Source organism: Arthrobacter sp. P4_F10 (genome assembly GCF_056401435.1).
The window spans coordinates 1-24,933 of the sequence record NZ_JBFUJJ010000039.1; the positions used below are offsets into that span (position 1 = coordinate 1).

The window sequence follows — 24,933 nt, forward strand, 5'->3', positions numbered from 1 at the left end:
CCACCCGTGGCGGGAGCCGGCGCGGCAACCTTGGTACAAATACTTGTGTGCCCGGACTCCGACTTGGAGCCCGGGCAYACACGCATGTCTTGCCGCCCCATATCGGCAGCTGTTCAAGAAGCCTCAGTCCGCCGGGCGCAGCGCCCTGCCCGTTCCGCGGTAGATGGCGACAGTCCGCTCCCCCGCCCGCACCACCACATCCACTATCATCCGGCGGCCCTCGTGAAAGGTCACTTCAGCGGAGGCGACTAGCTCCTCCGAGATGCAGGCCGGGGAAATGTAGGAGATGGAAGCCTCGGCGGTCGCGATTCCGGCGCCGAATGTGTTTGCGGCCATAGCGAACGCGGTGTCTGCCAGCGCGAAGACCAATCCACCGTGGGCAATCCCGTGCCCGTTAGCCATTTCGGGCGTGACCCGGAGGACGGCCGTGGCACGGCCCTCGCTGGCGCGCAACACCTGGATGCCGAGCCCTTCCAGGCTCCGGTCGGCGGCCAGCATCGAGCGGGCCGGGTCGGCAATGATCGCTGGCTGGTTCACGACAACCTCTCCACTACCATCGCCATGCCCTGGCCGCCGCCCACGCAGAGCGTCGCCAGGCCGAGCGATCCGTCCTTGGTTTGCAGTCCGTTGATGAGCGTTCCGACCAGCCGCACGCCGGTCGCACCGAATGGGTGGCCCAAGGCGATCGCCCCGCCAAACGGGTTGACCCGCTCGGGATCTACGCCCAGCTTCCGCACCACGGGAACCACTTGGGCGGCAAAGGCCTCGTTCAGCTCGACGATGTCGATGTCACCGATCGACAGGCCCAAACGATCCAGCAGGCGGCGGGATGCGTCCACCGGACCCAGCCCCATGATTTCCGGCGAGAGGCCGCTTGCGGCACTGCCCAGAATGCGGGCCAGCGGCTTCAGCCCGAGTTCGCCCGCGCGCCGGGCGCTCATCACCACCAAGGCCGACGCGCCGTCGTTGAGCGGGCTGGCGTTGCCCGCGGTGACGGTACCGGACTCGTGGAACACGGGATTGAGGCCCGAGAGGGCCTCCAGCGTGGTGCCAGGACGCGGGCCGTCATCGGCCCGCACCACCGTGCCGGCAGCCGTGGCCACCGGCACGATCTCGCGCGCGAAGTAGCCGGACTCCATCGCCCGTTCCGCCCGGAGCTGGGACTCCAGAGCCCATTCGTCCTGGTCGCGGCGCGTGGTGCCGGTTTGACGGGCCACGAACTCGGCGGTCTTGCCCATAGAGAGGTACACATCGGGCAGCTCCCCGTGATCCCGGGGGTCGGACCACGGCTGGCCGGATTCGAAGATGCCATCGGCACGCCGTGCTGCGTCCGCGAAGGCGGGGTGGAGTGATTCAACTACGGGCGGTGTCGAGGTGGTCGATTCGACGCCCGCAACCAGGAACGCGTCCCCGTCGCCCGCCCGCACGGCCTGGGCCGCCATCGCGGTGGCCTGCAACGAGGACGCGCAGAAGCGGTTCACAGTAACCGCGGGGACGCTGTCCATCCCTGCAAGAACCATGATGCGGCGGCCAATGTTGTCGCCCTGCGTGCCCTGCGGTACCGCGCACCCCACGTAGGCGTCCGCAAACTCGGCGGAGTCAACCTGCGGAACCGCAGCGAGCGCTCCCCGGATGGCTGCCAGCGCGAGGTCTTCGGGGCGCTCACCGGCCAGAGACCCCTTGCGGGCCCGGCCGATCGGTGTCCTGCGATAGGCGACGACGACCGCATCATTCGGCGCGATGGCGGTTTTCACGATGATGTTTCCTCTCAGTGTGGACGGCTTCCCTAACGGGCTGGCTCCACGGGCAGGGACAGATCAGGGTCAGTTTCCTACATCTAACGTCACATCTAATATATACGAACCGTATCGTATTGCACAGACTCGAGGCCTCCCACGCCCACACCGGACACGTGGAAGGGAAATCGGGAGGCAAAGGGCGCCACGGGCATGTCGCAAAGAAGTCACGGTGGGAGCAGGCGATGACAGGGCGTCGCCGCCTACCGGACCGCCGCCGAAAACTTCTTGCGCACCCTCAAATGGGTGCACGCCACTCAACGCGGGCGCCGGGCTGCGCCCCGGCTAAAGCCAGCACCGGCATGCTATTCGCCCAACATGCCGCGGCAACCCAAGGTTATAGGGTCCATTCTTCAGTCACGGAGCCGATCGGGCCCATGGGCCCGGACGGAACACAAGTAATACTTGGGGCCGCTACCCTGCAGCAAGCCCTTCAAGTGCCGTCTGCATGATGGCATCGGTGGCTTTGGCGTCGAGGGGGCCCGATTGGAACAACAGGCGGAAGTACACGGGGGCATAGAGCAGCTCCGTGACGAGCTGGGCGTCGAGATTTTTGCGCATCGACCCCTCGTTGATGGCCCGTTCAACCAGGGACGTAACGACCAGCGCGCGCGGGGTCCAGAAATGTTTCTTGAATTCAGCCATCGCTGCCTCGTCGCCCTGGCACTCACCGATGAGTTGCGCCACGAGCCGGCCCTCATTGCCCGCGTAGACCTCCGCAAGTGAGGCCATGTGCTCACGAAGCGCGTCGATCGCAGGGACATCCTGGCGCACCGGAGTACGCGCGACATGGTTGTCCAGGAATGTATCGATAACCACGGCAACCTTGCTCGACCACCACCTGTAGATAGTGGTCTTGCTGACTCCGGCCTCACGGGCAATGCGCTCGATCGAGAGCTTTTGCACCGTAAATCCGTCAGGCCCCGAATCTTCGAGCAACTTCATGGTTGCTTCCAAAATGGCCCGACGACTTTCTTCGCTTCTGATTGCCATGGGTCAACCATACGTGCTTAGCCATCCAATACGAAACGTACACGATCACACTTTGATGCTTCAATCTTCCGGGTATCGCGAGGTACTGGCGATGGGGCCCGGCAAAAAGCGTCAGCCTGTGTATATAGGAACAACAACGCCCCAAGTGGCCTGGCAACAAAGGGTCTTCTGGGGCCACGAAATGGATTGCCACGGATTCCCACTCAGGCCCGCGACCTTCGGGCATTCTTCAGTAACCCGCCGACGAGGTGACGTGGCATCTTTGCATGGAATTGTGACTCACCTTACACTCAGTACGAAACGGATCGAATCTTTAAGGGAGGTGCCGTGACTGAGTCTTCTGCCACGGAGGTCATGGAAGCCGGAGGTTCAGCCCAGGCGAGGGACTTGACGGTGAGCTCGGTTGTCGTGGGCTGTCGGACTCACAAATCGCCGGCAGCATCGGCGACGCCCGGAATCGACCCGGCGCCCACGAAGCCGATCCAGCCCCGGGCCCACGGCAACGCCCGCCCTCCCCTACTCGGCATGTGCTTAGCTGCACCGCAGATCTACGACGGATCCTCATCTGAGGTGGACCAATGACTTCCGTCCTGGATACTCGGTCGGTTCCTCCGGCCGAGCGCCGGGACTACTGGTCGGCGGGGATCGCCGAACGCTTCTTCCCGATGCACGTCGAATCGTTCGGAGCGCCCACCTTCGACGCCCGCTTGGCCGGTGGCCAGGTCGGGCCGGTCGGGGTCCGGTCCATCCAGGGGCTTGCCCACCGGGTGGCACGCACGCAGCGGATGATCGCGACCGCCGATCCGGAGTGCATCTTGCTGTATCTGATGACCACGGGCACGATCCATATCGAACAGGACGATCGCAGCTGCCTTCTTCGCCCCGGTGACATTGCGTGCCACGATACGTCGCGGCCTTCCACCTTTGAGGGCCGCAAGGGTTTCGAGGTGCTCGTATTCAGCATTCCCAAATGGTTCATCGGGGCGCAGGCCGAGGGCATCGCCCGGCGTTCCGCGACACGGGTGGATTCGGGCCAGGGACGGCTCGCTGGGCCGGGAACCCCGTTCCTCGTACAGCTAGCCCGAACCACAACGAGCGGCGGCGGGCTCTCAAGCCCTGACGGGGAAGGCGCTGCAGAGATGCTGCTGCCCTTGCTTCGCAGCATGTACGGCGCGCAGGAGATTTCCGATCCGCGTTCCCGGCCCGAGGTACTGCTTGCGCGGATGCAGCGGTTCGTGATGGACCACCTGCACGACCCGGAACTCGGGCCAGAGCGGATCGCTCGGGCCCACTACGTGTCCACGCGCTACGTCCACAAGCTCTTTTCGGCCTCCGGCACCGGAGTGTCGGCCTGGATCCGCGAACGCCGGTTCGAGGGTGCCGTGGGCGAGCTGCGGCGGTCCCCGGAATCGACGATCGCGACGGTCGCGACGAGGTGGGGATACCGCCATCCGGCAAGCTTCAGCAGAGCCTTCCGCGAGGTCCACGGCTGCGCCCCACGGGAAGCCAGGCATCTGCCGGAGCCTGTGGGGAAGACCCCGCCCGTTTGTTAGGGCGGGATCTTCCCCAGCACCCGCCCGTTGGGCGGGGCGGGGGGCTCCCCAAAGATGCGCGATCAGGCCTGGGGGAAGCCGGCCTCCCGCAGTCGGGTGCCCCAGATCCCTGACTTGCCCGGAGCGATGATTCCGTTCGGGTCGAGCGTGTCCTTGATCGTCTCGTTGAAGCGCCGCAGCGCGTGGTCGTTGAAGCCGAACTGGTCGGCCGCGAGATCCATGAAGGACAGGTGCGCCCGGTATTCGCCGTAGCCGCGCTTGCCGGCCTCGGCGACCATGCGCTTGGCCACGGCGTACGCCTTGGCGACCTGCTCCGGGTTTTTCGTGTCGAAGGGGATGACGTTGATAAACGTGGTTGCGCGCGCGTTGATGGGGAGCATGCCACCAAGGAAATCAAGGCCCGCTTCGGCGCACATCTCGGCCATCAGCTTCTGCGCGGCCATCGCGTGCTGGGACGTGAGCGGGATTACCGGCGAGAAATCGACGTGGCCTCCCTCCTCGCCGCCAGACCATCCTGCCATCTTGTAGAGATCCTGGCTCGGCACGCCGATCTGCACGCGCTCGTGCGGATTGGGCAGCGTCTCCCACGCATCGGCCCCGTGCTTCTCGCCCATGAGCTCTACGCTCGGGATCTGCAAGAAGCGCGTCTTGAGCTTCTCGAAGTTGTGATCGACCACCGCTTCGTCTCCGTAGAGCGCGAACCGCATCATCCAGCGTCCCAGTCCCAACTCCTTGGCGATTTTGTCGATGATTTCCTCGGGCATCGGCCCCTCGCCGTCGAACCACTCGGCGCGCGTGGTGAGCATCGATGCCATGCACAGCGTGTTCGACAGCTGCGGGCGCATGTCGATGGCGCCGGCGAGCATGAGTTCGCGCAGCGCATCGACCACGGCGGGCATCTGCGCGTCATCCCAGACGCGCAGCCAGAGCGGCATGTACACCTCGGGCTTCGGCATGAGCCAGTAGCCCATCTTCGTGACGATTCCGTAGTTCGACTGCATGAACATCTCGGTCGAGGTCGGCCCCAGGCCTCGCTTGTACAGCGGCCAGGTCGGGTTGTTGTCCATCGCGCCCGAGCCGGTTCGCATGAGGTCTCCGTTCGGGAGCACGACCTCGAACCCGCAGTGCGAGGCCTGGTCGATCGAGTACGGCATGTAGGTGAGCCCATGCTCGAGCGTGTTCGAGACGACGCCTCCCCAACCTATGTCGACGATGGACGCGACAAGGTTGTGCCCGCCGGCCTTGATCGCTTCGTGCAGGTCGTACCAGCTCACGCCGGGCTCAACAATCGCGTAGCCGAGCTCTTCGTTAATCTCCAGAACGCGGTTCATGCTCCGGAACGACACCATTACTGAGCCACGCACCTGAGGTGCGGCACCGCCGTAGCCGTTGTTCTTGCCGCGGCTAATGGGCCACAACGGGATGCGGTGCTCGTTGGCGATTCGAACGATCGCCTGGACGTCCTCGGTGCTCGTCGGGCTGACGACGGCGGAGGGGAGATTCGTGGCGGAGCCGGGAACCTGAAAGGGATCCTGGAAGTCCTGCAGGGACTCGGCATCGCTTGCGACATTGTCTTCGCCGATCGCGACGGCGAACGCGGCCAGTGCCTCTTCGAGGTCGGATTCGGTAACGCCGGGCGGGAGCGGGCGAGTCGACGTCATGGGGGTGTTGCTCATCTGGATCTCCTTTGATGCAGTGTGTCGTGTCTAACACGTGCCGTTCATCCTGTGCCATCTGGCACCGGAGTGGGGAGATTCCGGCCCCATGGTGCAGTTCGTGCACAGAAGTGTGCACAAACTGCACCATCACACCGCTCCGGCCTCTGGCCCCCTCCTCGCCGTGGTTGCATGGGGCCCAATACATATGACGAGTTGAACGGAGAAGGAACCATGGCCGGTGGTCGTCTGGAAGGAAAAGTCGTCCTGTTGACAGGAATCGGGGGCGGAATGGGCCGGGTGACCGCCCGGCTGTTCACACGTGAGGGTGCCACGGTCGTCGGTTGCGACCTCGATGCCGACGGAGCTGCAGAGACGGTCCGCCTGGTGGAGGCCGACGGAGGCGCGATCGAATCAAGCGCCCCCTTGGACCTGGGCAACCGGGAAAACATCGATCGCTGGGTCGCCGGCGCGATCGAACGCCACGGCCGCATCGACGTGCTCTACAACAACGCCAGCATGCCGAAATTCGCGCCGTTCGCCCAGATGAGCGGCGAGGAATACCGGTTCACCATCCAGAACGAGCTGGACCTGGTGTGGCATGCCTGCCAAAGCGCCTGGCCGCATCTGGCCGCCGTCGGCGGTGCAATCGTCAACATCGGTTCGGGCGCCGGAATCCAGGGTGCCCGAGCCCTGCCGCAGGCCGCCCATGCCGCCGCGAAAGGGGCCGTTATCGCCCTGACTCGGCAGCTCGCCGCCGAAGGTGTCGCCGTCGGGATTCGCGTCAATTGCGTGAGTCCTGGTGTCATGGCGACTCCGCCGGTACTCGCGATGTTCGAGGAATTTGGCGAGAACGCACCGGTCGCCCCGATCGTCGAGCGCACGATTGACGGCAAACCCGGGGACCCACTCGCCGTCGCGTATGCAGGCCTCTACCTCGCCTCCGAAGAGGCGAAATGGGTCACTGGATCCCACCTGGTCGTAGACGGCGGAGCCAGCGCGATGATGTAGGTCCGAGCGAGACCTGGCCTCAATCGGTGAAACCTGTATGGACCACCGAACTGGACCTCAGCGAGACGGGCAGTCGATCCCTTCATGTCAGTTCTGGGACGGTTTTCCGCTGGCTGATCCCTGCAGTCGCTGTAGGTTTTGTTCGTCGGCGTCTGGGACCCGCAAGCCACTGGCCGAAGCCGGGCCCAAAGCTGGCGGCAAAGCGGGGCCCTGTCGTTGCATCCGCCCACCGCTTCTGGTGAGCACGGCCGTCGCCACTCCTCCCAGCAGGAGCAGTCCGCCAGCCACTTCCGTGGCCGAGGGCACCTCCTGCAGGGCCAGCCACGCGGCGCTCATCCCGACGACCGGAACTAGCAGCGTGAAAGGGACCACGGCCGACGGCGAGTATTTCGCGAGCAGCCGGTTCCAGATCCCGTAGCCCACCAGCGAAGCGAAAACCGCAGTGTAGAGCGCGCTCAGGACAGTGGCGGGCTGGAGGTCTCCGATCGTTGCGGTGATGGCATCGGGACCATCGATGATCAGTGAAAGTCCGGCGAGCGGGAGCGGGACCACCGCACCCGACCAGACCACCAGCCCCAGCCCCGACGCCGCCTTGGCTTTGCGTGCAACCACGTTGCCCACAGCCCAGGAAAGCGCCGCGGCCAGCACAATGACGAACGGAAGTAGCGGGGCAACGGCACTGCGGCCCACCGCCACTACCGCCAGGCCGGCGACGCCAAGTACGACGCCGGCCAACTGGCGCCCGCTGGGCCGCTCGCCAAGGAACACGGCGGCCAACAGAACCGTAAGCAGAACCTGCGCCTGGAGTACCAGTGAGGCCAGACCGGCCGGCATGSCCAGCGCCATGGCCAGGTACAGCAGCCCGAACTGGCCGGCACTCATGAAGAGTCCGACGCCGATTATTGCTGCCCAGCTGACCTCGGGCTTGCGCACGAAGAAAATCCAGGGGAAGACCACCAGGACAAACCGCATGGCCACGAACAGCAACGGCGGAACGTCGCGTCCGTTGGTGTGGAGGCCCAAGTCGATGGCCACGAAGTTTAGGCCCCACAAGACAGCGACGAGGGTGGCAAGCAAGGAATGGCGAAGGTTCACGCTCCTCACCTTGACAGAGAGGAGAATGAAGCACCAGCGTTGATTCATACCGCATAGCATGTACGTTTGCTTCATGATAGACATCGGAGCGCTCCGTGCGCTGGCAGCGATTGAGCACCATGGTTCCGTCATTGCAGCATCAGGGGTGATGGGCTTCAGCCCGTCAGCCGTATCGCAGCAGATCAACCCGTCAGCCGTATCGCAGCAGATCAAGAAGCTGGAAAAGCAGACTGGCTTCTCGGTCCTGGAGCGGCACGGCCGAGGGGTGCTGCTGACTGAACGCGGACTTGCCTTGGCCGCCTATGGGCGCCGCATTCTCGCCGAACTGGAAGAACTCCAGTCCACGCTCCTGGCCGATCCCGCCAAACCGTATGGCCGCTTGAAGGTGGTGTCCTTCTCCACCGCGTGCCGGGGGCTGGTGGGGCCGATGCTGGGCATGCTCGCTTCCTCCGGAACTGATCTGGACGTCACGGTGCTGGCTGAGGACCCACGTGAAGCCGTGGCACGTGTAGCCGGCGGGGAAGCCGACCTCGGCATCGTCCACGACTGGAACTCCGTCCCGCTTGTGATTCCAGAGCACGTGAAGCTCGAGTGGCTTTGCGATGACATCGCGGATCTTCTGGTTCACCGCAACCATCCCCTGGCAGGAAGGGCGGAGGTGGAAGCTGCCGACATGGTTGATGAGCGCTGGATCAGCACCCCGCACGGCGCCATCTGCAACGAGGCCCTATTGCGGATTTTTGCCGATCTGGGCCGCGTCCCGGATATCCAGGTCTACGACCCGGACTTCGCAACCCACATCGCGCTGGTGGAGCAAGGGGCCGTGGTGGCCCTCGTGCCTCGTCTCGGCAGGCCCGCACTGCCCGCGGATGTGGTCCCTATACCGGTGGTCCATCCCGTGCCGGCTCGGCATGTGGGGATAGTGCACCGCAGGACCATGACCAAAAGCCCGGGAATTCAGCACCTTGCCGGCCTCCTGCGCAAGATTGCAGGCCCAGCTAAGAGCTAGAGGCGCCCCCGGCGCAAAGTAACAGGCGCCCTCTCCGCATCACCACCGGAGACTCTGACGGCCGGGTATCAGAAAGCCCAGAAGCCCGTCTCCGGGCGTGCCCTGACGGCTTGTGCAGCCGACTACGGATCAAGATGCAGACCGTACAGGCAACTTTGAACACTCAGATGTTCTAAATCGCCTGCACAACCCCGTACTTCCGCATGAAGTGGTGCAGACGACTTCGAAAAATGACACTTCCGAGTAGTCTCCCAAAGGGTCGTCTCAGTCATGCACGGCTTGGTCCTGATTGGCGGCATGAGGTGCGACGTCGAAGCTCAAGAGGGCTTTCGGTCACTCTTTGATGGGGGCCGAACGACGGGCAGTAGTCAAGTGCACTATAAGTGCAGTATGATGCACTTATGGATGAAAGTACAACGAGCCTGGCGCTGGCAATCGGCGCCCGGGTTAAGCAGGAGAGGCAGTCGCGGGGCTGGACGCTTGATCAGCTGGCGGAGTCCGCAGGGGTAAGCCGCAGGATGGTCGTCAACGTGGAGCAGGGTGCCGCGAATCCCAGCGTGGGAACCCTGCTGAGGATCAGCGACGCGCTGGGTGTGGGGCTGCCGGCGTTGGTCGAGCCACCTCGCCCGAAGCCGGTGAAGGTCACGCGCAGTGGTGAGGGCGCTGCTTTGTGGAGCGGTGAGTCCGGCGGCCGCGGGGTGTTGGTGGCCGGCACCGAACCGCCGGACGTGGTTGAACTGTGGGACTGGACGCTGGGTCCCGGCGATCGCCATGTGAGCGAGGCCCACACATCGGGCACCAAGGAGCTTTTGCAGGTCCAGCAGGGCACGGTCACGGTGGAGGTCGCAAGTCAATCAGTCACCCTCGATGCAGGTGATGCGTTGACGTTCCCGGGCGACGTGGCACACTCTTACGCCAACCCGGGCACAGAGCCCGCGAGGTTCTCCCTGGCCGTCTTCGAGCCGGGCGTGGGGACAGGACACCGTCCGGAGGCGTCCGATGCCTGAGTCGGGCATGCTTCAGGAATTTCTCGACGGCGGCCAGGTTGACGCCGCCGTGTTCGCGCTGCGGCCCGACTACCGGGCGTTGCTGCTGGCCGTTGACGGACTCGTCCCGGGCCCGAGTGACCAGGCCGGTGAGGAGCTGCTCCGGACGGCGGAATCCGCAGCCCGGGAGCTGCTCAACGGCCGGCCGGTTGAGCAGCTCCCGCACGTGGCTGCGTGGCGCGAGGCTTACCAGGCCTTCGGTGCCAAACCCAGCCGCACGCGCAACAGCCTGGAAGCGCTCCTGCGCCGTGCGGTGTCCGGGTTGCCCCGGGTGAACCGTCTCACCGACCTCTATAACGCGGTCTCGGTGATTCACCAGATCCCGCTGGGCGGGGAGGATCTGACCCGCTACAGCGGTGCGCCACGGCTGGTCCGCGCCACCGGCAAGGAGCCCTTTGATACCGCCGCCGACGGCGCCGCGGTGATCGAACACCCGGAACCTGGCGAGGTGGTGTGGTGCGACGACGCCGGCGTGACCTGCCGGCGCTGGAACTGGCGCCAGGCACGCCGCACCCAACTCGGCGAGCACACCACCTCCGCGCTGTTCATCCTCGACGCGCTCGAACCCATGACCGATGCGGCGCTCCACGCCGCAGCCGAGGACCTCGCCGCCCGGCTGACCCGGCTCGGTCCCGACGTCAGGGTCGCCCGCCGCCTGATAACCGCCGGCCCGATAGTCAATGAAGGAGACTGACATGCTCATCCACTCCCGGACACGCGAGATCGGTGACCGGCAGGCCCGAAAGGGCCAGCCGTGAGCCAGCGCGCCCCCAACAATGTCCCCGTTCCGCCGTGGGGACTGGCCGTGGCCGCCATGCTCTCGGTCCAGCTGAGCTCGGCCCTGTCAGTGGATCTGATCGCGGCGGTGGGGCCGGCCGGAACCGCCTGGCTCAGACTCAGCGTGGGGGCACTCGTCTTCCTGGCCATCGCCCGACCCCCATTGCGCACGCTCCGCCGCCACGACGTCCCCGTGCTCCTGGGGCTGGGCGTCGCCACCGGACTGATGACCATCGCTTTCCTCGCCTCCATCGAACGTATCCCGCTCGGCACCGCCGTCGCGATCGAGTTCCTCGGTCCGCTGACCGTCGCCGCGGTGCGCAGCCACAGCGCACGGGCGCTTATCTGGCCAGCCCTGGCGCTGCTGGGCGTCGTCCTGCTGACCGAACCCTGGGCTGGTGAGATCAACCTCGCCGGTATCGGGTTGGCAGGGCTCGCGGCCGTCGGGTGGGCCGTCTACATTGTGCTCACCCAACGGATCGGCGACCGCTTCACGGGCATCGGCGCGCTTTCACTCACCGTTCCCGTCGCCGCTGCCACGGCGGCGGTCGTCGGCATCCCGCAGTCCGCCGGACATCTCAACCTCGGTGTCCTCTCCGTCGCTTTCGGACTGGCCGTCCTGATGCCGGTGCTGCCAATGGCGCTCGAGATGCTCGCCCTGCGCCGGATGACGCCCACCGCGTTCGGTACCCTGATGGCCCTCGAACCCGCCTTCGGGGTGCTCCTCGGGCTGCTCGTGCTGCACCAGCAGCCCTCGCTCACCCAATTCGGTGGCATCACGCTCGTCGTCCTTGCCGGCGCCGCCGCGCAACGCGGTGGCCGACGGCAACCGCGCTCCCGCGAACACGCCGCCGCCCGCACCGACCCCGGCCTCATCAGCCAAGGACCGAAGTAGACGACAGTCCTCCAAATAGGCGCGTCCGCCAGAACTGTCGCTGCGGGAGAATTCCCCTGCTTACAGGGCCCCGCAGCTCAGCCCGCCTAGGCACCGGCAGCTGCCTCAGATTTTTGCTTCCCTGTGATTCAAACAAAGGAGTTATACCCATGTTCACCGGCTTGAGCGCCTTCCCCCTGACCCCTCTGGCCAACGATGCTGTCGACGAGCACGCCTTCGTCCGCCTGATCGAACGGCTCGCCGAGGCGAAGGTCGACTCCATTACCGCACTCGGATCCACCGGCTCCTACGCCTACCTGAGCAGCGAGGAACGAAACCGCGTCGCCCGTCTCGCCGTCGAACACGCCGGCAAAACACCCGTGTTCATTGGTATCGGGGCCTTGCGGACCTCACACGTCCTGGCCAACGCTGAAGAGGCAGAACAGGCGGGGGCTTCCGGTCTCCTGCTGGCCCCCATGACCTATCAACCCCTCACCGACGATGACGTGTTCGAACTCTTCCGAACCGTCACCGCGAACTCGTCGCTGCCCGTCATCGTCTATGACAACCCAGGCACCACCCACTTCACGTTCACCACCGAACTCTACGGACGCATCGCGGAACTGCCCGGTATCGCCTCCATCAAAATCCCGGGCGTGCCAGTCGATCCGGAGCAGGCACAGGCGCGGGTTCAGGAAATCCGGGCGTCCGTCCCGGCGCACGTGACCATCGGAGTTTCCGGTGACGCAAAAGCCTCCGCCGGACTGGCCGCCGGGTGCGATGCCTGGTACTCCGTCATCGGCGGCACCTTGCCCGCCCTGGCGATGCGGATCACCCGGGCCGTCCTGGAAGGGCGGGCCTCAGACGCGACCGCTGAATCCGAACGGCTTGCACCGTTGTGGGAGTCGTTTGCTGAGTTTGGCGGGAGTATCCGGGTCGTTGCGGCAATAGCGGAACAGCTGGGACTGGCATCAACATCGTGCCTGCCTCTTCCCCTCCAGGGATTGACCGCGAAGCAGCGCGCCCATGTTGGCAGGATTGTCGATGAGCTCGGGCTTAACTCGTAGCGCCGGCCTCGGCGTTCCACGCAGGAAGGACCGCCGGGTCGGGGCGCTGGCCCGATACGTCTTCGCCGCGACCCTGGTTCGCAGCGCCGACGGCGGCGCAGTAGTCGCCATCGTGCTGCTAGCCCACGCCTGCGGGATGCCTGGCTGGCTGGCCGGGCTCCTGGGAGCATCAATCACCGCACCCCACCTRCTCGGCCCGTTCATCGCACGACGCCTCGATACAGCCCGCGACGGACGCAAAGTGATCGCATCCGCTGCCGTCCTCCACGGCGTGCTGCTCGGTGCTGCTGCACTGCTCCTGCCCGTCGCCTGGGCGATCTGGCCAGCCATGCTGCTCTTTGCCTCGGGCATCTTCGGGCCGATGCTCACCGGCGGGATCAGCAGCCGCCTGCCCTCCATCGCCGGCCCCGGGCAGCGCAGCCAACGCAGAGCACAAAGCTGGGACGTCGCAAGCTACGGACTCAGCGGCACCCTCGGCCCCGCAGCGGTCGCGTGGATCGCGGCAGCATCTGACGCACTCACCGCGACACTGGTTCTGGCCGGAGCCGCCGTCGTTGGTGCGGGAGCCGTCCTCGCACTCCCCAGGCAAGAGCCACCCAACAAGGCCGTTGACGTGCCGTCCCCCGGTCGAACACTGAGCCTCATCTGGGCACGTGGTCCGCTTCGCCGCACCCTCGGACTCACCGTGACCGTCGCATTCTCTGTCGCCGCGCTACCGATCTACGCCGTTGCGACAGCTCCCGCGTACGGCGGGGCCTCAGCCGCCGGAACACTGGTCGCAGCCTACGGGATAGGAAATCTCCTCGGATCAGCAGGGCTCATGCTCCGACCGCTTCGCCGCGACGCAGACCCTCTCATGAGCTCCCTCGCCGCACTCGTCGCGGCAACGCTGATACTGGTGATGCTCACTCCGACACTCCCCACCTCCCTCATTGCCTTCGGCCTGGCAGGGATCGCCAACGCGATGTTCTTCGCCTCAACACTCGCCGCGCGCAGCGAATACGCCCCCATCGAAGCTCGCGGCCAAGTCTTCATCTGGGTAGGCGCACTCAAGATCGCTGCAGGATCAGCCGGAACAGCCGTCGCGGGTGCAACCATCACACAAACGGTCTGGGCACCGCTTCTGCTGGCGACCGCCCTCACAGCAGCAACTGCCACGTCCAGCATCATCGAGCGCTCCCGTCCACGCTTGTCCAAGCACTAGCCCGCCTGCAGTCAACAGCACCCTCGCCCGGGCCGGCAGCACGCCGCGGCGAGTGCACCAGAGGCACGCCAAAACAACGCCAAATAGCTCTGCGATTCACACGGTTATTTTGTGGATCGCAGCGCTATTTGGCAGTAAATTCGCAGGCCTTAGTTGCCGATGGGTAGGGCTTCTCTGGCTGTGTCGACGATCTCGGGAGTGAGCGAATCGAGGTGCTCGTGCGTTTGGATCACCCCACTCGGCGCATCGCCTGCAGTTCGATCTCGACGCGCGCCCTGAGCGGGAGCCCGGCGACGGCGACCGTCGTGCGCGCGGGGTACTGGCCGTCGAAGTACCTCGCGTACACGGCGTTCATCGCTGCGAAGTCGTCCATGTCGACGAGGAAGACGCTGACTTTGACGACATCGCGCCAGCTGCTGCCGGCCGCCTCGAGGACGAGGCCAAGGTTGTCGAAGACGCGTGCGGTCTGCTCCTCGATGCCACCGCCGACCAGCTGCCCGGTCGCCGGGTCGATGGGCGTCTGCCCCGAAAGGAACAGCAGACCATTCGGTATACCGCACGCTTGGGAGTAGGGGCCCACGGGCGCCGGGGCGCTCTCGGCCATCACATAGGTCAGCTCCATCGCTGAGGTCCTCTCCGTCGGACGACGCGCGCTGCCGGAGCGTACCGGCCGGCGACCGGGTACCACGGCAGTCCGCTCGCTGATGTTCAGTCTACTGCCGGCACGGCTGCGGTGAGCTCTCAGCCGTCCGGCACCTGCTCGGGACTTCTTGCGGCAGGTCCCGTTCCACAGTTACTCCGTAGGGAACATCAGCGCTGAGGTTCACTGTGTAATTGTCAGGTCCGTGGCGGGTGACGAGAATGCCCTGCCATCCTTCACTCACCGAGTGGTCACGGGCCATCTCGACAGCCGTGTTGATACTGTCTTCGATTTCCGTCGGGGATAGGCCTGTGATGTGGAAGTAGCGGTCGGCCTCGATCGTGATAATCATTGGACTCCTGCTTTGCTCTTAATATCGCCTTTGATTTGATGCTCATGATGTGGGCACGCACGTAGCGAATCGGCTCTTTGGGACGAAGAAATGGCTTTCAGCGATGGCAGACTCGCCCGATCGGATTTCTCTTGACCGGAGGTTTGCCCCCGAACTTGCACTGCATCCCGGGTTGCGGTTCCGCAGCCCGGGATGCAGTGGGTTGTCACTCGGAACGGTACGGACTTTGGAGAGCGCCCATCGTGATACGGGAACGGTGGCAAATGAAACTGACAAGGTCCCGCTTCTTGAGATCGCGTACGCCACACACAGGGACGGGCCTGGAGGCTGGCGCCTGGCCCGTCCTTATGGCTCCTCGGGGTTTTAGATTTCGGTGGGCTGCGCTTGGGTGGCAGTCTGCTTGGTTGACTGTGTGTCGTCAGTGTTTGGTTGCTGAACCTCCTTGGTGGGTTCGCCCGGCTGGCTCTCACGGTCGTGGAGGTCCATCTCTGGTGGTTCCTTGCGGAATCCTTTGGTGAGGAAGACGAGGTAGAGAACGCCCAGACCGATCCAGCAGCAGCCGATGGTGATGGCGATGGGACTGAGCTGGGTTAGAAGGTAGATGTCGACGGCGGCGCCCAGTATTGGTAGGACGATGAAGCCAATGATCGAAAGCTTTTTGCCTTGCCGGCGGTTTCGGATGAAGTAGGCGATGACGCAGAGGTTGACGGCTGTGAATGCCAGGAAGGCCCCGAAGTTGATGAAGGAGGTTGCGGTTTCCAAGGAGATGTTCAGTGCCAGCATGGCCACGGCACCGACGAGGACCAGGTTGAAGATGGGCGTTTTGGTTCGGGGGTGGAGGCGGCCGAAGAGCCGGCGGGGTAGGACTCCGTCGCGGCCCATGACGTAGAGGAGGCGGCTGGTGCTGGCCTGGATGGCGAGCCCGGACGCAAACCCACCGATGATGAAGAGCATGTTGGTGATGTTGGCGTAGAACTGCCCGCCGACGAGGACCTGCATGGAGTATGCTGCTGTCGCTGCTTCCTCGAAGTCTCCGCCGGGGTGAACGAGCTGCATGATGTAGGAGACCACGACGAAGATTATTCCGCCGACGAGGACGGTCAGGAGGATCGCGCGGGGAATGTTGCGCTGGGCGTTTTTGGTTTCTTCGCTGAGTGTGCTGACGGCGTCGAATCCCAGGAAGGCGTAGGCAGCGATAGCGGCTGCGGCAGCGACGCCGCCGACCGTCGTGGCATTGTTCCAGAAGGGGTCTGTGAACGACGCGGGCGGGTTTCCCCCGAGGTAGGCCAGGCAGTAGGCGATGAAGATCCCGATGAGGGTAACAACCAGAAGGGTCAGCGTTTTATTGACACGGTCAGTGAGCACGATTCCCGTGACGTTGATGATCGTTGTTAGTCCAGCGTTCAGAGCGAGCCAGGCCCAGACGGGGATGCCGGGAAACTGCGCTGCAAGGTAGAACGATTGGAACAGCCAGGCCACGGTGGGAAGGAAGAGGTAGTCGAGGAGGATCGCCCACCCGACGAGGAAACCGACACGGGAATCGAGGAGCCGTCGTGCATACACGTAGGCCGATCCCGAGTTCGGAAAGATCTTTGCCATTTTCGCGTAGCTGAGGGCAGTCAGCAGCATCGCGGCCGTGGCGAGGGCGAATGCTGTCGGGGCTGTTCCGTCGCTGGTGGAGGAGATGATACCGAAGATCGTCATTACGATTCCCGGAGCCATATAGGCCAAGCCGAACACGACCACCGACAGCAGGGATAGCTTGGGGGTAAGTTTAATGTTCTCAGCGGACATGGGGAGTTCCTTAGGCTGGGGCAGTGCTGAGGTTGGTCAGGGGTGACGGGGCGTTGGTCTGCCGCCACAGGCGGGGATCAAGCTGGCCCGCGTAGAGCGGCAATGGAATGCTGTCGTCGTTTTCAGCGAACTGGTCCCAGGGGCGGGTGACGCCCGCTGTGCCATATTGGCGTACGTTCCCTACTTGGTCCAGGTCGATGACATCAACCAATGTCGCGTCTTCGGGTCCGGTTGCCGAAATTCGCACGCGGCCTTCAGGATCAACCAGGAAACTCCGTCCAACCCCGTGTGGGCCCGCCGCGTTCACACTCGCAACGAAGTTCTGGTTCACGATTGCGTTGGCCTGGCCGATAACAACTTCCTGCACACGATCGTTGGTCGGGGTCTGGACAACATTGAGGACGAGCTCTGCCCCCATCCAGGCCAGGTGCCTGCTGTGTTCGGGGAACCATGCGTCGTAGCAAATCGACAAACCGACGCGGCCGTAGCCGGTCATGTCGAAGACCACGAAGTCCTTACCGGAACAAACAGTCTCATAGGGCTTCCAGGGAAAGATCTTTCGGTACGCGGCTACTGCTTTTCCTTGTGGAGAGTAGACGACGGCGGTGTTGTAGATATGCCCGTCCGTACCACGTTCAAGCACGCTGCCAGGCAAAAGCCAGGTCCCAAGGTCTCCAGCAAGCTCGGCAAGGGTACGGCCGCGCGGGCCATCAAGAGGTTCGGCCGAGGCTTCCATGTAGGCCTGCCGGTCCACAAACCCGGCAGAATCTACCGTGTTCAAGTGAAGCTCCGGGTAAACGAAAAGGTCGGCGACGGCATGCGCTTTGACCCTTCGCTCGAGACCGGCAGCAAAATCAGTCAAGGACTCAGCGGGTGATTGCACAAGAGCCAGAGGGAGAAGTCGAGTCATGACGGTAGCATTCCTAGCGTGGGAGATTTCATTAACTAAAGATTAATTAAAGAATAATTAACGGACCTGGGTGTGTCAAGGGTCACTTCGAGGCCCGTGTGAAAGCATGGTGAGCATGGCAAGACCACGGAATCAGACAGCCCGCCGGGATCAACTCGTAGCAGCAGCAGGACGAGTCCTGCTGGACAGAGGGTCATCAGCGGCCCGCCTTTCCGACATTGCCAACGAAGCGGGCGTCACCCCGGCTGCGGTGCTGTACTACTACCGGGACGTCGACGAGCTCTTCAGCGAGGTCTTCCATCAAGGAGTTACGGAGTACTGTGACCGCCGGGAGGCCCGCATCCAAGCCGAAAGCGACCCTGAAGCGCAACTGAGGGCCTGCATCCACTCGGGCGTACCTTGGCCCGGGGAAAGCGAAACCGCTTCCCGGATCCTCGTGGAACTCATCCCAGTTTATCTGCGCAACAAAGCAGCCGCTCGGCAGCAAATGGCGTTCGTGGAGCGTCAAACGAACCTTTACAAAGGGATCCTGGAACGAGGCGCGCAGGAGGATGCCTTCACCCTCTCAGCGCCAGCCGGATTCTTGGCCCGGAGCTTCGTAGCCCTCGAGGACGGCCTCGTTATGGATGTACTCCTCGGCGACCTGACGCCGGAAGACGAGTACGAATTCCTGATCAGCTACGCGACGAACATGGTAAAAGCCAAGACCGGCAACAACTTGCATCTCAGCTGACTCCCCGAGCAACAGCGGACACAGGCAAGTTGACGGGCGCCACTCATCGGGCGCCCGCCCCGGTGCGTCGGCATGCTCCGGCGATGCAGTCCTCAGGGTCGTTGACCCCAAAGGATGCCGCGGCATCCGGACCGACGTGGGCCCAGATCCGCGAATCGCCGGGGATCACAAAAAAAGCGCCCACGACTTCTACCGCCGGAAGATCGAAGAACAGGAGAAGTACCTGCCGAGCTTCACGACGCGGCAGCCGCGCGTGCGGTCCTGAAAGAAGTCAAGGAACTCGCCAGGCTCTCGCACCCAGCCTCCTGCGCGCGAAGAGTGCCTGGTTCGACCACTCCCCCAGGTTCACGAAAGGTCCAGTATCGGCGTTATATAGGCAGTGGAAGTAGCTTCGAGAGCTCCTGTCGATGGCCACTGCCCCCGGAGCCGCGCCCCGCGAATCTCGTGAGCTATCACTCAGAGTTCGAGAGGCCCCTCAACCACAGGGCCGGGAGTTGAGGATTGCATCCCTTTTTATATTCGAGCGGCGGGGTACAGCTGCGAGGTGAAACGTGAAAGGTTCTGCAGGCACTCCCTTATCGCAGGCGCGGCGAAATGCAGCGGATTCCAGACGCCGAAGAGAGTGAACACGAGGTCCTTTCCCCGATGAGTGATGGGCATGGCGTGCACCCCGAAATTCGGATCATCCGAGAGCACGCAGATGCCTTTGCCGGCGGCTGCCAAGGCTTGGCCGACCACGGCCGAGCGTACTTCAAATCCGGTCGTGTAGGTGAGGCGCTCAGTGCTAACAGCATCATCGAACATTGTGCGGACACCAAAATCAGCGGTCATGGTTATGAGAGGCCATTGGACGAGTTCCTGGAGGCTGATTTTCTCCCTCCCGGCAAGAGGGTGTTCGGCGTTGCACTGGGCCCAAAGGAACGCCCTGCCAACTACAACCGATTCGAGCTCGGATGGTGGGGGCTTTGTTCCCAGAGCAAAGTCAGCCTTACCGTCCTGCAACGCCGAGTAGACAAACTCAGGGGTCGCCTCGACAACATTGGTCAGGACTCCATCGGGCCCCTGCGAAACAATGAAAGGGGCGATGATGTCGGCAACGGTGGCAGAGGCTGCCGCTATCGTAAGCCGTTGCACCGAACCTCCGGCCATCGCCCGCGCGGATGATTTGGCCTGGGCGGCGCGGGTGACCAGGTCCTTGGCGATGGGCAGAAACGCAGTGCCCGCCGCGGTCAGCGACAATTTTGCTCCTGACCTATCGAAGAGGGTGAGTCCCAGGTCCTGCTCCAAGGAGCGAAGCTGCCGGGATAACGATGGTTGGGCCACCCGCAAAGAGCGTGAAGCAGCATTGATTGATCCTTCATCAACGATGCTCAGGAAATACGTCAAGTGCCTCAAGTCCACTATGCCTCCAAGGTATGAGTTTTACTCATCATAGGCATTTCCCAGGCATAGGTACACCTAGTTAGACTCGTCACACATCCCATCCTTCTTCAAGGAGTCTCTGTTGGCACTCTCATTTCCACACCCGGCTCGGACCGTGCTTGTCACGGCCACAGCCGCCGTCGTTGCCCTTAGCGCGGCGGGATGCAGTCCTGCCGCACCCAAAGCTTCTTCCGGCCCCGACGTTTTCTCTGTGGCCGCATCTGCAGCCATCACTACGTGGGATCCGGTTCGTTCGTTTTCCACCGAAGCCCTCTACATGGGCAACATATACGAACCCCTGCTTTGGAAGAACCCTGCAGGTTCCGCAGAAGCGTATTCCCCGGCAATAGCCGAGTCCTGGAGCGCCAGTGCCGACGGAAAATCCTGGACATTCAAGATCCGCTCCGGAGCCACCTTCCACGACGGCGAGCCGATCAATGCCGCGGCGGTCAAAGCCAGCATCGACGCTGCCAGGGACCATGCAGCCGCATCCTTCATCTGGGCACCGGTGGAGAGCGTTACCGCCCCGGACGACTCCACTGTCACGCTGCAGCTGAAGTACGCTGCGCCGATGGACCTCGTCGCCTCCTCGACCTACGGCGCCTGGATCGTTGCCCCGAAGGCCCTGGCCGCATCCGCCAAGAATGACAAGTACTTCGAGGCCGGAATCGACGCGGGCTCCGGCCCCTACACCATCGACTCCTACAAGCCCGGCTCTAAGGTCGTGCTGAAGAAGTACGACGGCTACTGGAACAAAAAGGCTACATCGCACTTCGACTTTGTCGACATCTCTATCACCCCGGATGCAGTCACGGCCCAGCAGATGCTGACCGCAGGTGAGGTGGACTACGCGACCAACATTCCCTTGGAAAACGTCAAGACCCTGGCCATCGATCCGAAGTTCACGGTGAAAGACTTCAACTCACCGTTCAACTTCCTGGCCATGTTTAACACCAGCCGCGCACCACTCAACGACCCGGAGGTCCGCCGCGCGCTCAGCTACGCGATTCCGTACAAAGAGATCATTGACATCGGAGGGCAGGGCTACGGCACGCAGTCCCACGGCCCTGCTCCCAGCGGCATCTTCCCCTACAGCCAGGACGTCCCGCAGTACTCCCAGGACTTGGAAAAGGCCAAGCAACTATTGGCCTCAGCTGGTCATGCCGACGGCATGAACCTCAAACTCACCTACGCCTCCGAGAATCCCGCGGAAGCACGGTTTGTACCACTGATCAAGGACGCCTTCGCCAAAATCGGTGTGAAGCTGGACGTGAAAGCCGAACTTTTCAACCAGCAATGGGACAGCGCAAAGGCTGATCCTCAGAGCGCCCAGGACATCTTTGTACTTAACTACTGGCCGACTTACAGCGACGCCGGCAGCGACAATCTCACGACGCTGTTCCATTCCAGCGAAAAGCCATCCTTCAACCTGAGCTATTGGAATTCCCCGGAGTACGACAAATTGGTTGACAAGGCGGCAACCTTGACGGGAACGGACAGGGACGCAGCCCAGGGCCTTTATAAGGAAGCCATGGACCTCCTCTATAGGGAAGCACCTGCCGCATTCCTCTACGATGCCCGCACAGTCTCAGTCGTTCCGGCCGGGTTGGAAGTTCCCCCCTTCAACGAAAATTACCCGTTCACGGCCTTCTTCGCCCCCATCAAACGCGCCGCCTAAACGATACGACGCAGTCAGGGCCCGGGCTGCACCAACAAAGCCCGGGCCCTTGCCCTGCCCGCCCATCCCGCCACACCAATCAAGAAAAGGAGAACCATGTTGCGTTTCGTCGCCCGGCGGCTCATCACCTCGGTGCTGGTTCTCGCCGTGCTCACAGCGATCGTCTTCATCCTTGCCCGCATCGTTCCCAGCGACCCGGCCGTCATCTACGCCGGCCCGAAGGCGCCCCCAGCCGAGCTGGACAGGGTCCGGGAGCACCTCGGCTTTAACCGTCCGATCCTCGAGCAGTACTTCGACTACGTCGCAAAGCTGATCACCGGGGACTGGGGCCAGTCCCTTGCCACAAAACGCCCCGTGTTGGACGAGCTGTTCACCCGCCTCCCAGCCACATTGGAACTCATCGGGTTTGCCATGGTTCTCGCTGTTTCGGCAGGGGTCATCTTGGGCGTGGTTGCCTCCCACCGGCCCGGCGGATTCATCGACGGAGCAATCCGTTTCCTCTCCATCGGAGGGATTTCCGTGCCCGCCTTCTGGCTCGGACTACTCCTTCAACTGTTGTTCGTTGGGGGGCTGGGCATACTTCCGGCCACTGGGCAATTCAGCAACTCCATCAAATACTCCAACCCCATCTCTCACGTGACCGGGCTTCCCCTGTTAGACAGCATGATCACCGGCAACGGCGTGGCCTTCACCGATGGGTTGCAGCACGTGATACTGCCGGCCCTCACCTTGGCCGCATACCCTCTCGGACTCGTTGCACGAATGACCAGGGCCGCCATGCTCGATGTCATGAACCAGGATTACATCTTCACCGCCAGGGCCTACGGTCTGAGGGAGACCGCCATCCGTTGGCGCCTGGCCCTGAAAAATGCTCTACCACCAGTCCTGTCTATCGCCGGAATGGCTGCCGCCTACGCCCTGACCGGAACATTCTTCGTCGAAGCTGTCTTCAACTGGCCAGGAATTGGGCAGTTCGCTACATCTTCGATGCTTGCAGTGGACTACCCAGCCATCATAGCAATTACGCTCATGGGCGCCACAGCATACCTGCTGGCCAACCTCCTCGTGGACATCCTGCAATCCCGAATCGACCCCAGAGTGAGCATGTCATGAGCCCCACGACCCAAATCCCCGCCCCGACCCGTTCCGGGCCGGCCGGAGAACAGGCCACCCTCAAACCGATCAAACTACTTAAACAGACCCTGGGCCGTGACCGTTTGGCCGCTGTTGGCGCGATGATCATAGTCCTTGTCGTAATCCTTGCTGTTTTTGGGCAATGGCTGGCACCTTTCCCTGATCAGGGCATGGGGGCGACCAATGCCTCGGCCCGAAACCTCGCTCCCAACGCCTGGAACTGGCTCGGCACCGATCAACTCGGTCGTGACGTTCTCAGCCGCATCATCATGGGCGCGAACCCGGCGCTGACCATCTCTGCCGTCGTTGTCGCGGCCGCGGCCCTCATCGGCATTCCCCTCGGCGCTGTCGCCGGATACTGCGGCGGCTGGCTCGACGAAGCCTTGATGCGTGTGACCGAGATCTTCCAAGCCTTCCCGCCTCTGCTCCTGGCCATGGTGACCGTTGCGATCCTGGGGCCCAGCCTGACCAACGCCGGCATCGCCTTGGCCATCAGCTGGTGGCCCTGGTATGCGCGCCTTGTACGAGCGGAAGCAAAATCCCTTCGGGAACGCTCCTATGTCGAAGCAGCCCGCGCCATGGGCATTCCGCAACTGCTCATCATCAGCCGCCATGTACTTCGCAACTGCATGACACCCATCCTCGTCCAAGCCACCGTCGACATCGGCACTGTGATCCTGGCCGCCGGGTCCCTGGCATTCATCGGCCTTGGAACGCAGCCGCCCCTGCCCGACTGGGGTCTCATGGTCGCTGAAGGGCGCGGGCTCATATTCAGTTCCTGGTGGATAGCCACCTTTCCGGGCCTGGCCATCTTTCTGGCCGTCCTGGGATTCAACCTCCTCGGAGATTCGCTGCGCGACCTCCTTGACCCCAGGCAGGTAAAGCGATGACCCACGTACTTAGCATCCGCGACCTCAACGTCGAATTCACCGACCGGGGAACGCTCACCAACCGCCCCGTCCGCGGGATCGACCTCGATGTTTCCGCCGGTGAAATCCTCGGCCTGGTGGGGGAAACCGGGTGCGGCAAGTCCCTGACAGGACTCGCAGCCTTGGGGATCCTTCCACGCGGCGCACGGCGCACGGGGCAAGTGACCATCGGCAACGATCCCTCACAGGCCTCGTCAGAAGCAGGCGGCTCGGTGGCCATCGTATTCCAAAACCCCGGAACTGCCTTCAACCCTGTCTTCACGCTCGGCCGCCAACTCAGCGATGTCCTGAGCCGGCACCGGCAAATCTCGAGGTCCGAAGGCAAAGCTGAAATCATTCGTCACCTAAGCCTGGTCGGCCTTCCCGACCCTGAACGGGTCTACCGCAGCTACCCGCACCAATTGTCCGGCGGAATGCTGCAGCGGGCCATGATTGCCATGGCTCTGCTACGCAAGCCCCGGCTTTTGATCCTCGATGAGCCCACAACGGCTCTTGACGTCACTGTTGCCCGGCAAATTTTGGTCCTCATAGACGAACTCCGACACAAGTTCGGGTTCGGTGTGCTGCTCATCAGCCATAACCTTGGCATCATCCGCGATGTCTGCGACCGCGTGGCAGTCCTCTACGCAGGCAGGGTGATCGAAACCGGAACCGTCGACGCGGTCATGAACAACCCCCGCCACCCATACACCCGCGGCCTCCTCGGCGCCCTCCCAGCAGGCCGAACCCACGGCCAGCGACTGACCGCCATCCCTGGRACAGTCCCGGGGAACCTCCTATCCCTCACCGGGTGCGCCTTCAGAAACCGTTGCTCACATGCAGTCACCGACTGCTCCCTCACCGACCCGCTGCTCACCGAGACCGGGCCACACCAGGCAGTCGCCTGCCTCCAGGAAGGCGAACTATGACCAACGTTCTCACCCTCGAAAACATCGTCAAAACGTTCCCGCACCAAAGAAGAGTCTTCACCGCAGTCGACAACGTCTCCCTCAGCATCAAGGAAGGTACGGTCTACGGCCTTGTCGGAGAGTCCGGCTCCGGCAAAAGTACCCTCGCCCGCTGCGCCATGCAGCTGATGCGCCCAACATCCGGGCGGGCTGTCTTTGAAGGACATGACCTCGGCAAGCTCGAACCCAAGGCACTGCGCACCATTCGTTCCCGGATGGGAATGGTACTTCAGAATCCAGTGGCGTCTTTGAATCCACGCATGACTATCGGCGCTTCAGTGGCAGAGCCCCTCCGGACCCACACTGCCCTGAAA

General features: G+C 63.3%; 23 protein-coding genes. 14 read left to right on the forward strand and 9 right to left on the reverse strand.

The features are described 5' to 3' along the window. Positions 1–123 precede the first annotated feature (123 nt). The 3 genes from AC1DR1_RS20520 to AC1DR1_RS20530 form a co-directional block, all read right to left on the reverse strand. A complete protein-coding gene (locus AC1DR1_RS20520; RefSeq protein WP_229994208.1) occupies positions 124–537 on the reverse strand; it encodes a PaaI family thioesterase in 414 nt (137 codons plus the stop codon). Further along, on the reverse strand, positions 534–1,754 hold the full coding sequence (locus AC1DR1_RS20525) for an acetyl-CoA C-acyltransferase (RefSeq protein ID WP_476993205.1): 1,221 nt from the start codon (positions 1,752–1,754) through the stop codon (positions 534–536). The genes AC1DR1_RS20520 and AC1DR1_RS20525 overlap by 4 nt, the downstream gene beginning before the upstream one ends. Before the next feature lie 456 nt (positions 1,755–2,210). Further along, entirely contained in the window at positions 2,211–2,789 is a 579-nt protein-coding gene (locus AC1DR1_RS20530) for a TetR/AcrR family transcriptional regulator (protein ID WP_229994210.1), read from the reverse strand. Between the two features lie 578 nt (positions 2,790–3,367). Between AC1DR1_RS20530 and AC1DR1_RS20535 the strand changes: the two genes are divergently transcribed. Then, the gene (locus tag AC1DR1_RS20535; protein WP_476993206.1) at positions 3,368–4,342 is read left to right on the forward strand and encodes a helix-turn-helix domain-containing protein; all 975 of its coding nucleotides are present in this window, start codon (positions 3,368–3,370) and stop codon (positions 4,340–4,342) included. A 62-nt stretch (positions 4,343–4,404) separates the two neighbouring features. On the opposite strand, the gene AC1DR1_RS20540 is transcribed toward AC1DR1_RS20535, so the two are convergent. Further along, the gene (locus AC1DR1_RS20540) at positions 4,405–6,018 is read right to left on the reverse strand and encodes an FAD-binding oxidoreductase (RefSeq protein WP_229995495.1); all 1,614 of its coding nucleotides are present in this window, start codon (positions 6,016–6,018) and stop codon (positions 4,405–4,407) included. A gap of 213 nt (positions 6,019–6,231) precedes the next feature. On the opposite strand from AC1DR1_RS20540, the gene AC1DR1_RS20545 reads away from it, so the two are divergent. After that, positions 6,232–7,008, forward strand: coding sequence for an SDR family NAD(P)-dependent oxidoreductase (locus AC1DR1_RS20545; RefSeq protein WP_476993207.1), 777 nt, complete (start codon positions 6,232–6,234; stop codon positions 7,006–7,008). Between the two features lie 87 nt (positions 7,009–7,095). Here AC1DR1_RS20545 and AC1DR1_RS20550 read toward each other — a convergent pair whose 3' ends face one another. After that, positions 7,096–8,103 carry an EamA family transporter gene (locus AC1DR1_RS20550; protein ID WP_476993208.1) on the reverse strand — a complete coding sequence of 336 codons (1,008 nt, stop codon included), beginning with the start codon at positions 8,101–8,103 and terminating at the stop codon, positions 7,096–7,098. A 73-nt stretch (positions 8,104–8,176) separates the two neighbouring features. On the opposite strand from AC1DR1_RS20550, the gene AC1DR1_RS20555 reads away from it, so the two are divergent. The 6 genes from AC1DR1_RS20555 to AC1DR1_RS20580 all read left to right on the forward strand — a co-directional run bounded on the left by AC1DR1_RS20555 (position 8,177) and on the right by AC1DR1_RS20580 (position 14,080). Beyond that, the gene (locus AC1DR1_RS20555) at positions 8,177–9,112 is read left to right on the forward strand and encodes a LysR family transcriptional regulator (protein ID WP_476993209.1); all 936 of its coding nucleotides are present in this window, start codon (positions 8,177–8,179) and stop codon (positions 9,110–9,112) included. 401 nt (positions 9,113–9,513) lie between these two features. Beyond that, a complete protein-coding gene (locus tag AC1DR1_RS20560; RefSeq protein WP_229995499.1) occupies positions 9,514–10,119 on the forward strand; it encodes a helix-turn-helix domain-containing protein in 606 nt (201 codons plus the stop codon). Positions 10,120–10,126: 7 nt separating this feature from the next. Beyond that, complete coding sequence (locus AC1DR1_RS20565; RefSeq protein WP_476993210.1) at positions 10,127–10,852, forward strand: B3/B4 domain-containing protein; 726 nt, start codon at positions 10,127–10,129, stop codon at positions 10,850–10,852. 60 nt (positions 10,853–10,912) lie between these two features. Beyond that, entirely contained in the window at positions 10,913–11,830 is a 918-nt protein-coding gene (locus AC1DR1_RS20570; RefSeq protein WP_476993211.1) for an EamA family transporter, read from the forward strand. A 149-nt stretch (positions 11,831–11,979) separates the two neighbouring features. Next, entirely contained in the window at positions 11,980–12,876 is an 897-nt protein-coding gene (locus tag AC1DR1_RS20575; RefSeq protein ID WP_476993212.1) for a dihydrodipicolinate synthase family protein, read from the forward strand. After that, positions 12,854–14,080 (forward strand): MFS transporter, encoded by a 1,227-nt coding sequence (locus AC1DR1_RS20580; RefSeq protein ID WP_364744953.1) that lies wholly within the window; start codon positions 12,854–12,856, stop codon positions 14,078–14,080. Before AC1DR1_RS20575 ends, AC1DR1_RS20580 begins: the two co-directional genes overlap by 23 nt. Before the next feature lie 229 nt (positions 14,081–14,309). On the opposite strand, the gene AC1DR1_RS20585 is transcribed toward AC1DR1_RS20580, so the two are convergent. The 3 genes from AC1DR1_RS20585 to AC1DR1_RS20595 form a co-directional block, all read right to left on the reverse strand. Beyond that, positions 14,310–14,702 (reverse strand): RidA family protein, encoded by a 393-nt coding sequence (locus AC1DR1_RS20585; RefSeq protein ID WP_229995503.1) that lies wholly within the window; start codon positions 14,700–14,702, stop codon positions 14,310–14,312. A 733-nt stretch (positions 14,703–15,435) separates the two neighbouring features. Continuing rightward, positions 15,436–16,866, reverse strand: coding sequence for an APC family permease (locus AC1DR1_RS20590; RefSeq protein WP_229995505.1), 1,431 nt, complete (start codon positions 16,864–16,866; stop codon positions 15,436–15,438). Between the two features lie 10 nt (positions 16,867–16,876). Beyond that, positions 16,877–17,776: a carbon-nitrogen hydrolase family protein gene (locus AC1DR1_RS20595; RefSeq protein ID WP_476993213.1), complete on the reverse strand. Its 900-nt coding sequence runs from the start codon at positions 17,774–17,776 to the stop codon at positions 16,877–16,879. Positions 17,777–17,891: 115 nt separating this feature from the next. On the opposite strand from AC1DR1_RS20595, the gene AC1DR1_RS20600 reads away from it, so the two are divergent. Beyond that, positions 17,892–18,509, forward strand: coding sequence for a TetR/AcrR family transcriptional regulator (locus tag AC1DR1_RS20600; protein ID WP_229995507.1), 618 nt, complete (start codon positions 17,892–17,894; stop codon positions 18,507–18,509). Positions 18,510–19,022: 513 nt separating this feature from the next. Here AC1DR1_RS20600 and AC1DR1_RS20605 read toward each other — a convergent pair. Beyond that, complete coding sequence (locus AC1DR1_RS20605) at positions 19,023–19,895, reverse strand: LysR family transcriptional regulator (protein ID WP_229995508.1); 873 nt, start codon at positions 19,893–19,895, stop codon at positions 19,023–19,025. A gap of 247 nt (positions 19,896–20,142) precedes the next feature. Here AC1DR1_RS20605 and AC1DR1_RS20610 point away from each other — a divergent pair, with 247 nt between their 5' ends. The 5 genes from AC1DR1_RS20610 to AC1DR1_RS20630 all read left to right on the forward strand — a co-directional run. Next, positions 20,143–21,609 carry an ABC transporter substrate-binding protein gene (locus tag AC1DR1_RS20610; RefSeq protein WP_476993214.1) on the forward strand — a complete coding sequence of 489 codons (1,467 nt, stop codon included), beginning with the start codon at positions 20,143–20,145 and terminating at the stop codon, positions 21,607–21,609. Between the two features lie 96 nt (positions 21,610–21,705). Then, positions 21,706–22,722, forward strand: coding sequence for an ABC transporter permease (locus tag AC1DR1_RS20615; protein ID WP_476993215.1), 1,017 nt, complete (start codon positions 21,706–21,708; stop codon positions 22,720–22,722). Continuing rightward, complete coding sequence (locus AC1DR1_RS20620) at positions 22,719–23,633, forward strand: ABC transporter permease (RefSeq protein ID WP_229995477.1); 915 nt, start codon at positions 22,719–22,721, stop codon at positions 23,631–23,633. The genes AC1DR1_RS20615 and AC1DR1_RS20620 overlap by 4 nt, the downstream gene beginning before the upstream one ends. Continuing rightward, positions 23,630–24,580 (forward strand): ABC transporter ATP-binding protein, encoded by a 951-nt coding sequence (locus tag AC1DR1_RS20625; RefSeq protein ID WP_229995476.1) that lies wholly within the window; start codon positions 23,630–23,632, stop codon positions 24,578–24,580. Before AC1DR1_RS20620 ends, AC1DR1_RS20625 begins: the two co-directional genes overlap by 4 nt. Beyond that, a partial coding sequence (locus AC1DR1_RS20630; protein WP_476993216.1) for an ATP-binding cassette domain-containing protein occupies positions 24,577–24,933 on the forward strand: 357 nt, incomplete at its 3' end. The genes AC1DR1_RS20625 and AC1DR1_RS20630, both read left to right, overlap by 4 nt.

Bases quoted from the DNA above. Each gene is read 5' to 3' on its own strand.
- AC1DR1_RS20530 (WP_229994210.1), bottom strand. From the start codon at position 2,789: ATGGCAATCAGAAGCGAAGAAAGTCGTCGGGCCATTTTGGAAGCAACC.
- AC1DR1_RS20535 (WP_476993206.1), top strand. From the start codon at position 3,368: ATGACTTCCGTCCTGGATACTCGGTCGGTTCCTCCGGCCGAGCGCCGG.
- AC1DR1_RS20540 (WP_229995495.1), bottom strand. From the start codon at position 6,018: ATGAGCAACACCCCCATGACGTCGACTCGCCCGCTCCCGCCCGGCGTT.
- AC1DR1_RS20545 (WP_476993207.1), top strand. From the start codon at position 6,232: ATGGCCGGTGGTCGTCTGGAAGGAAAAGTCGTCCTGTTGACAGGAATC.
- AC1DR1_RS20555 (WP_476993209.1), top strand. From the start codon at position 8,177: ATGATAGACATCGGAGCGCTCCGTGCGCTGGCAGCGATTGAGCACCAT.
- AC1DR1_RS20560 (WP_229995499.1), top strand. From the start codon at position 9,514: ATGGATGAAAGTACAACGAGCCTGGCGCTGGCAATCGGCGCCCGGGTT.
- AC1DR1_RS20565 (WP_476993210.1), top strand. From the start codon at position 10,127: ATGCTTCAGGAATTTCTCGACGGCGGCCAGGTTGACGCCGCCGTGTTC.
- AC1DR1_RS20575 (WP_476993212.1), top strand. From the start codon at position 11,980: ATGTTCACCGGCTTGAGCGCCTTCCCCCTGACCCCTCTGGCCAACGAT.
- AC1DR1_RS20585 (WP_229995503.1), bottom strand. From the start codon at position 14,702: ATGGAGCTGACCTATGTGATGGCCGAGAGCGCCCCGGCGCCCGTGGGC.
- AC1DR1_RS20590 (WP_229995505.1), bottom strand. From the start codon at position 16,866: ATGTCCGCTGAGAACATTAAACTTACCCCCAAGCTATCCCTGCTGTCG.
- AC1DR1_RS20595 (WP_476993213.1), bottom strand. From the start codon at position 17,776: ATGACTCGACTTCTCCCTCTGGCTCTTGTGCAATCACCCGCTGAGTCC.
- AC1DR1_RS20600 (WP_229995507.1), top strand. From the start codon at position 17,892: ATGGCAAGACCACGGAATCAGACAGCCCGCCGGGATCAACTCGTAGCA.
- AC1DR1_RS20615 (WP_476993215.1), top strand. From the start codon at position 21,706: ATGTTGCGTTTCGTCGCCCGGCGGCTCATCACCTCGGTGCTGGTTCTC.
- AC1DR1_RS20620 (WP_229995477.1), top strand. From the start codon at position 22,719: ATGAGCCCCACGACCCAAATCCCCGCCCCGACCCGTTCCGGGCCGGCC.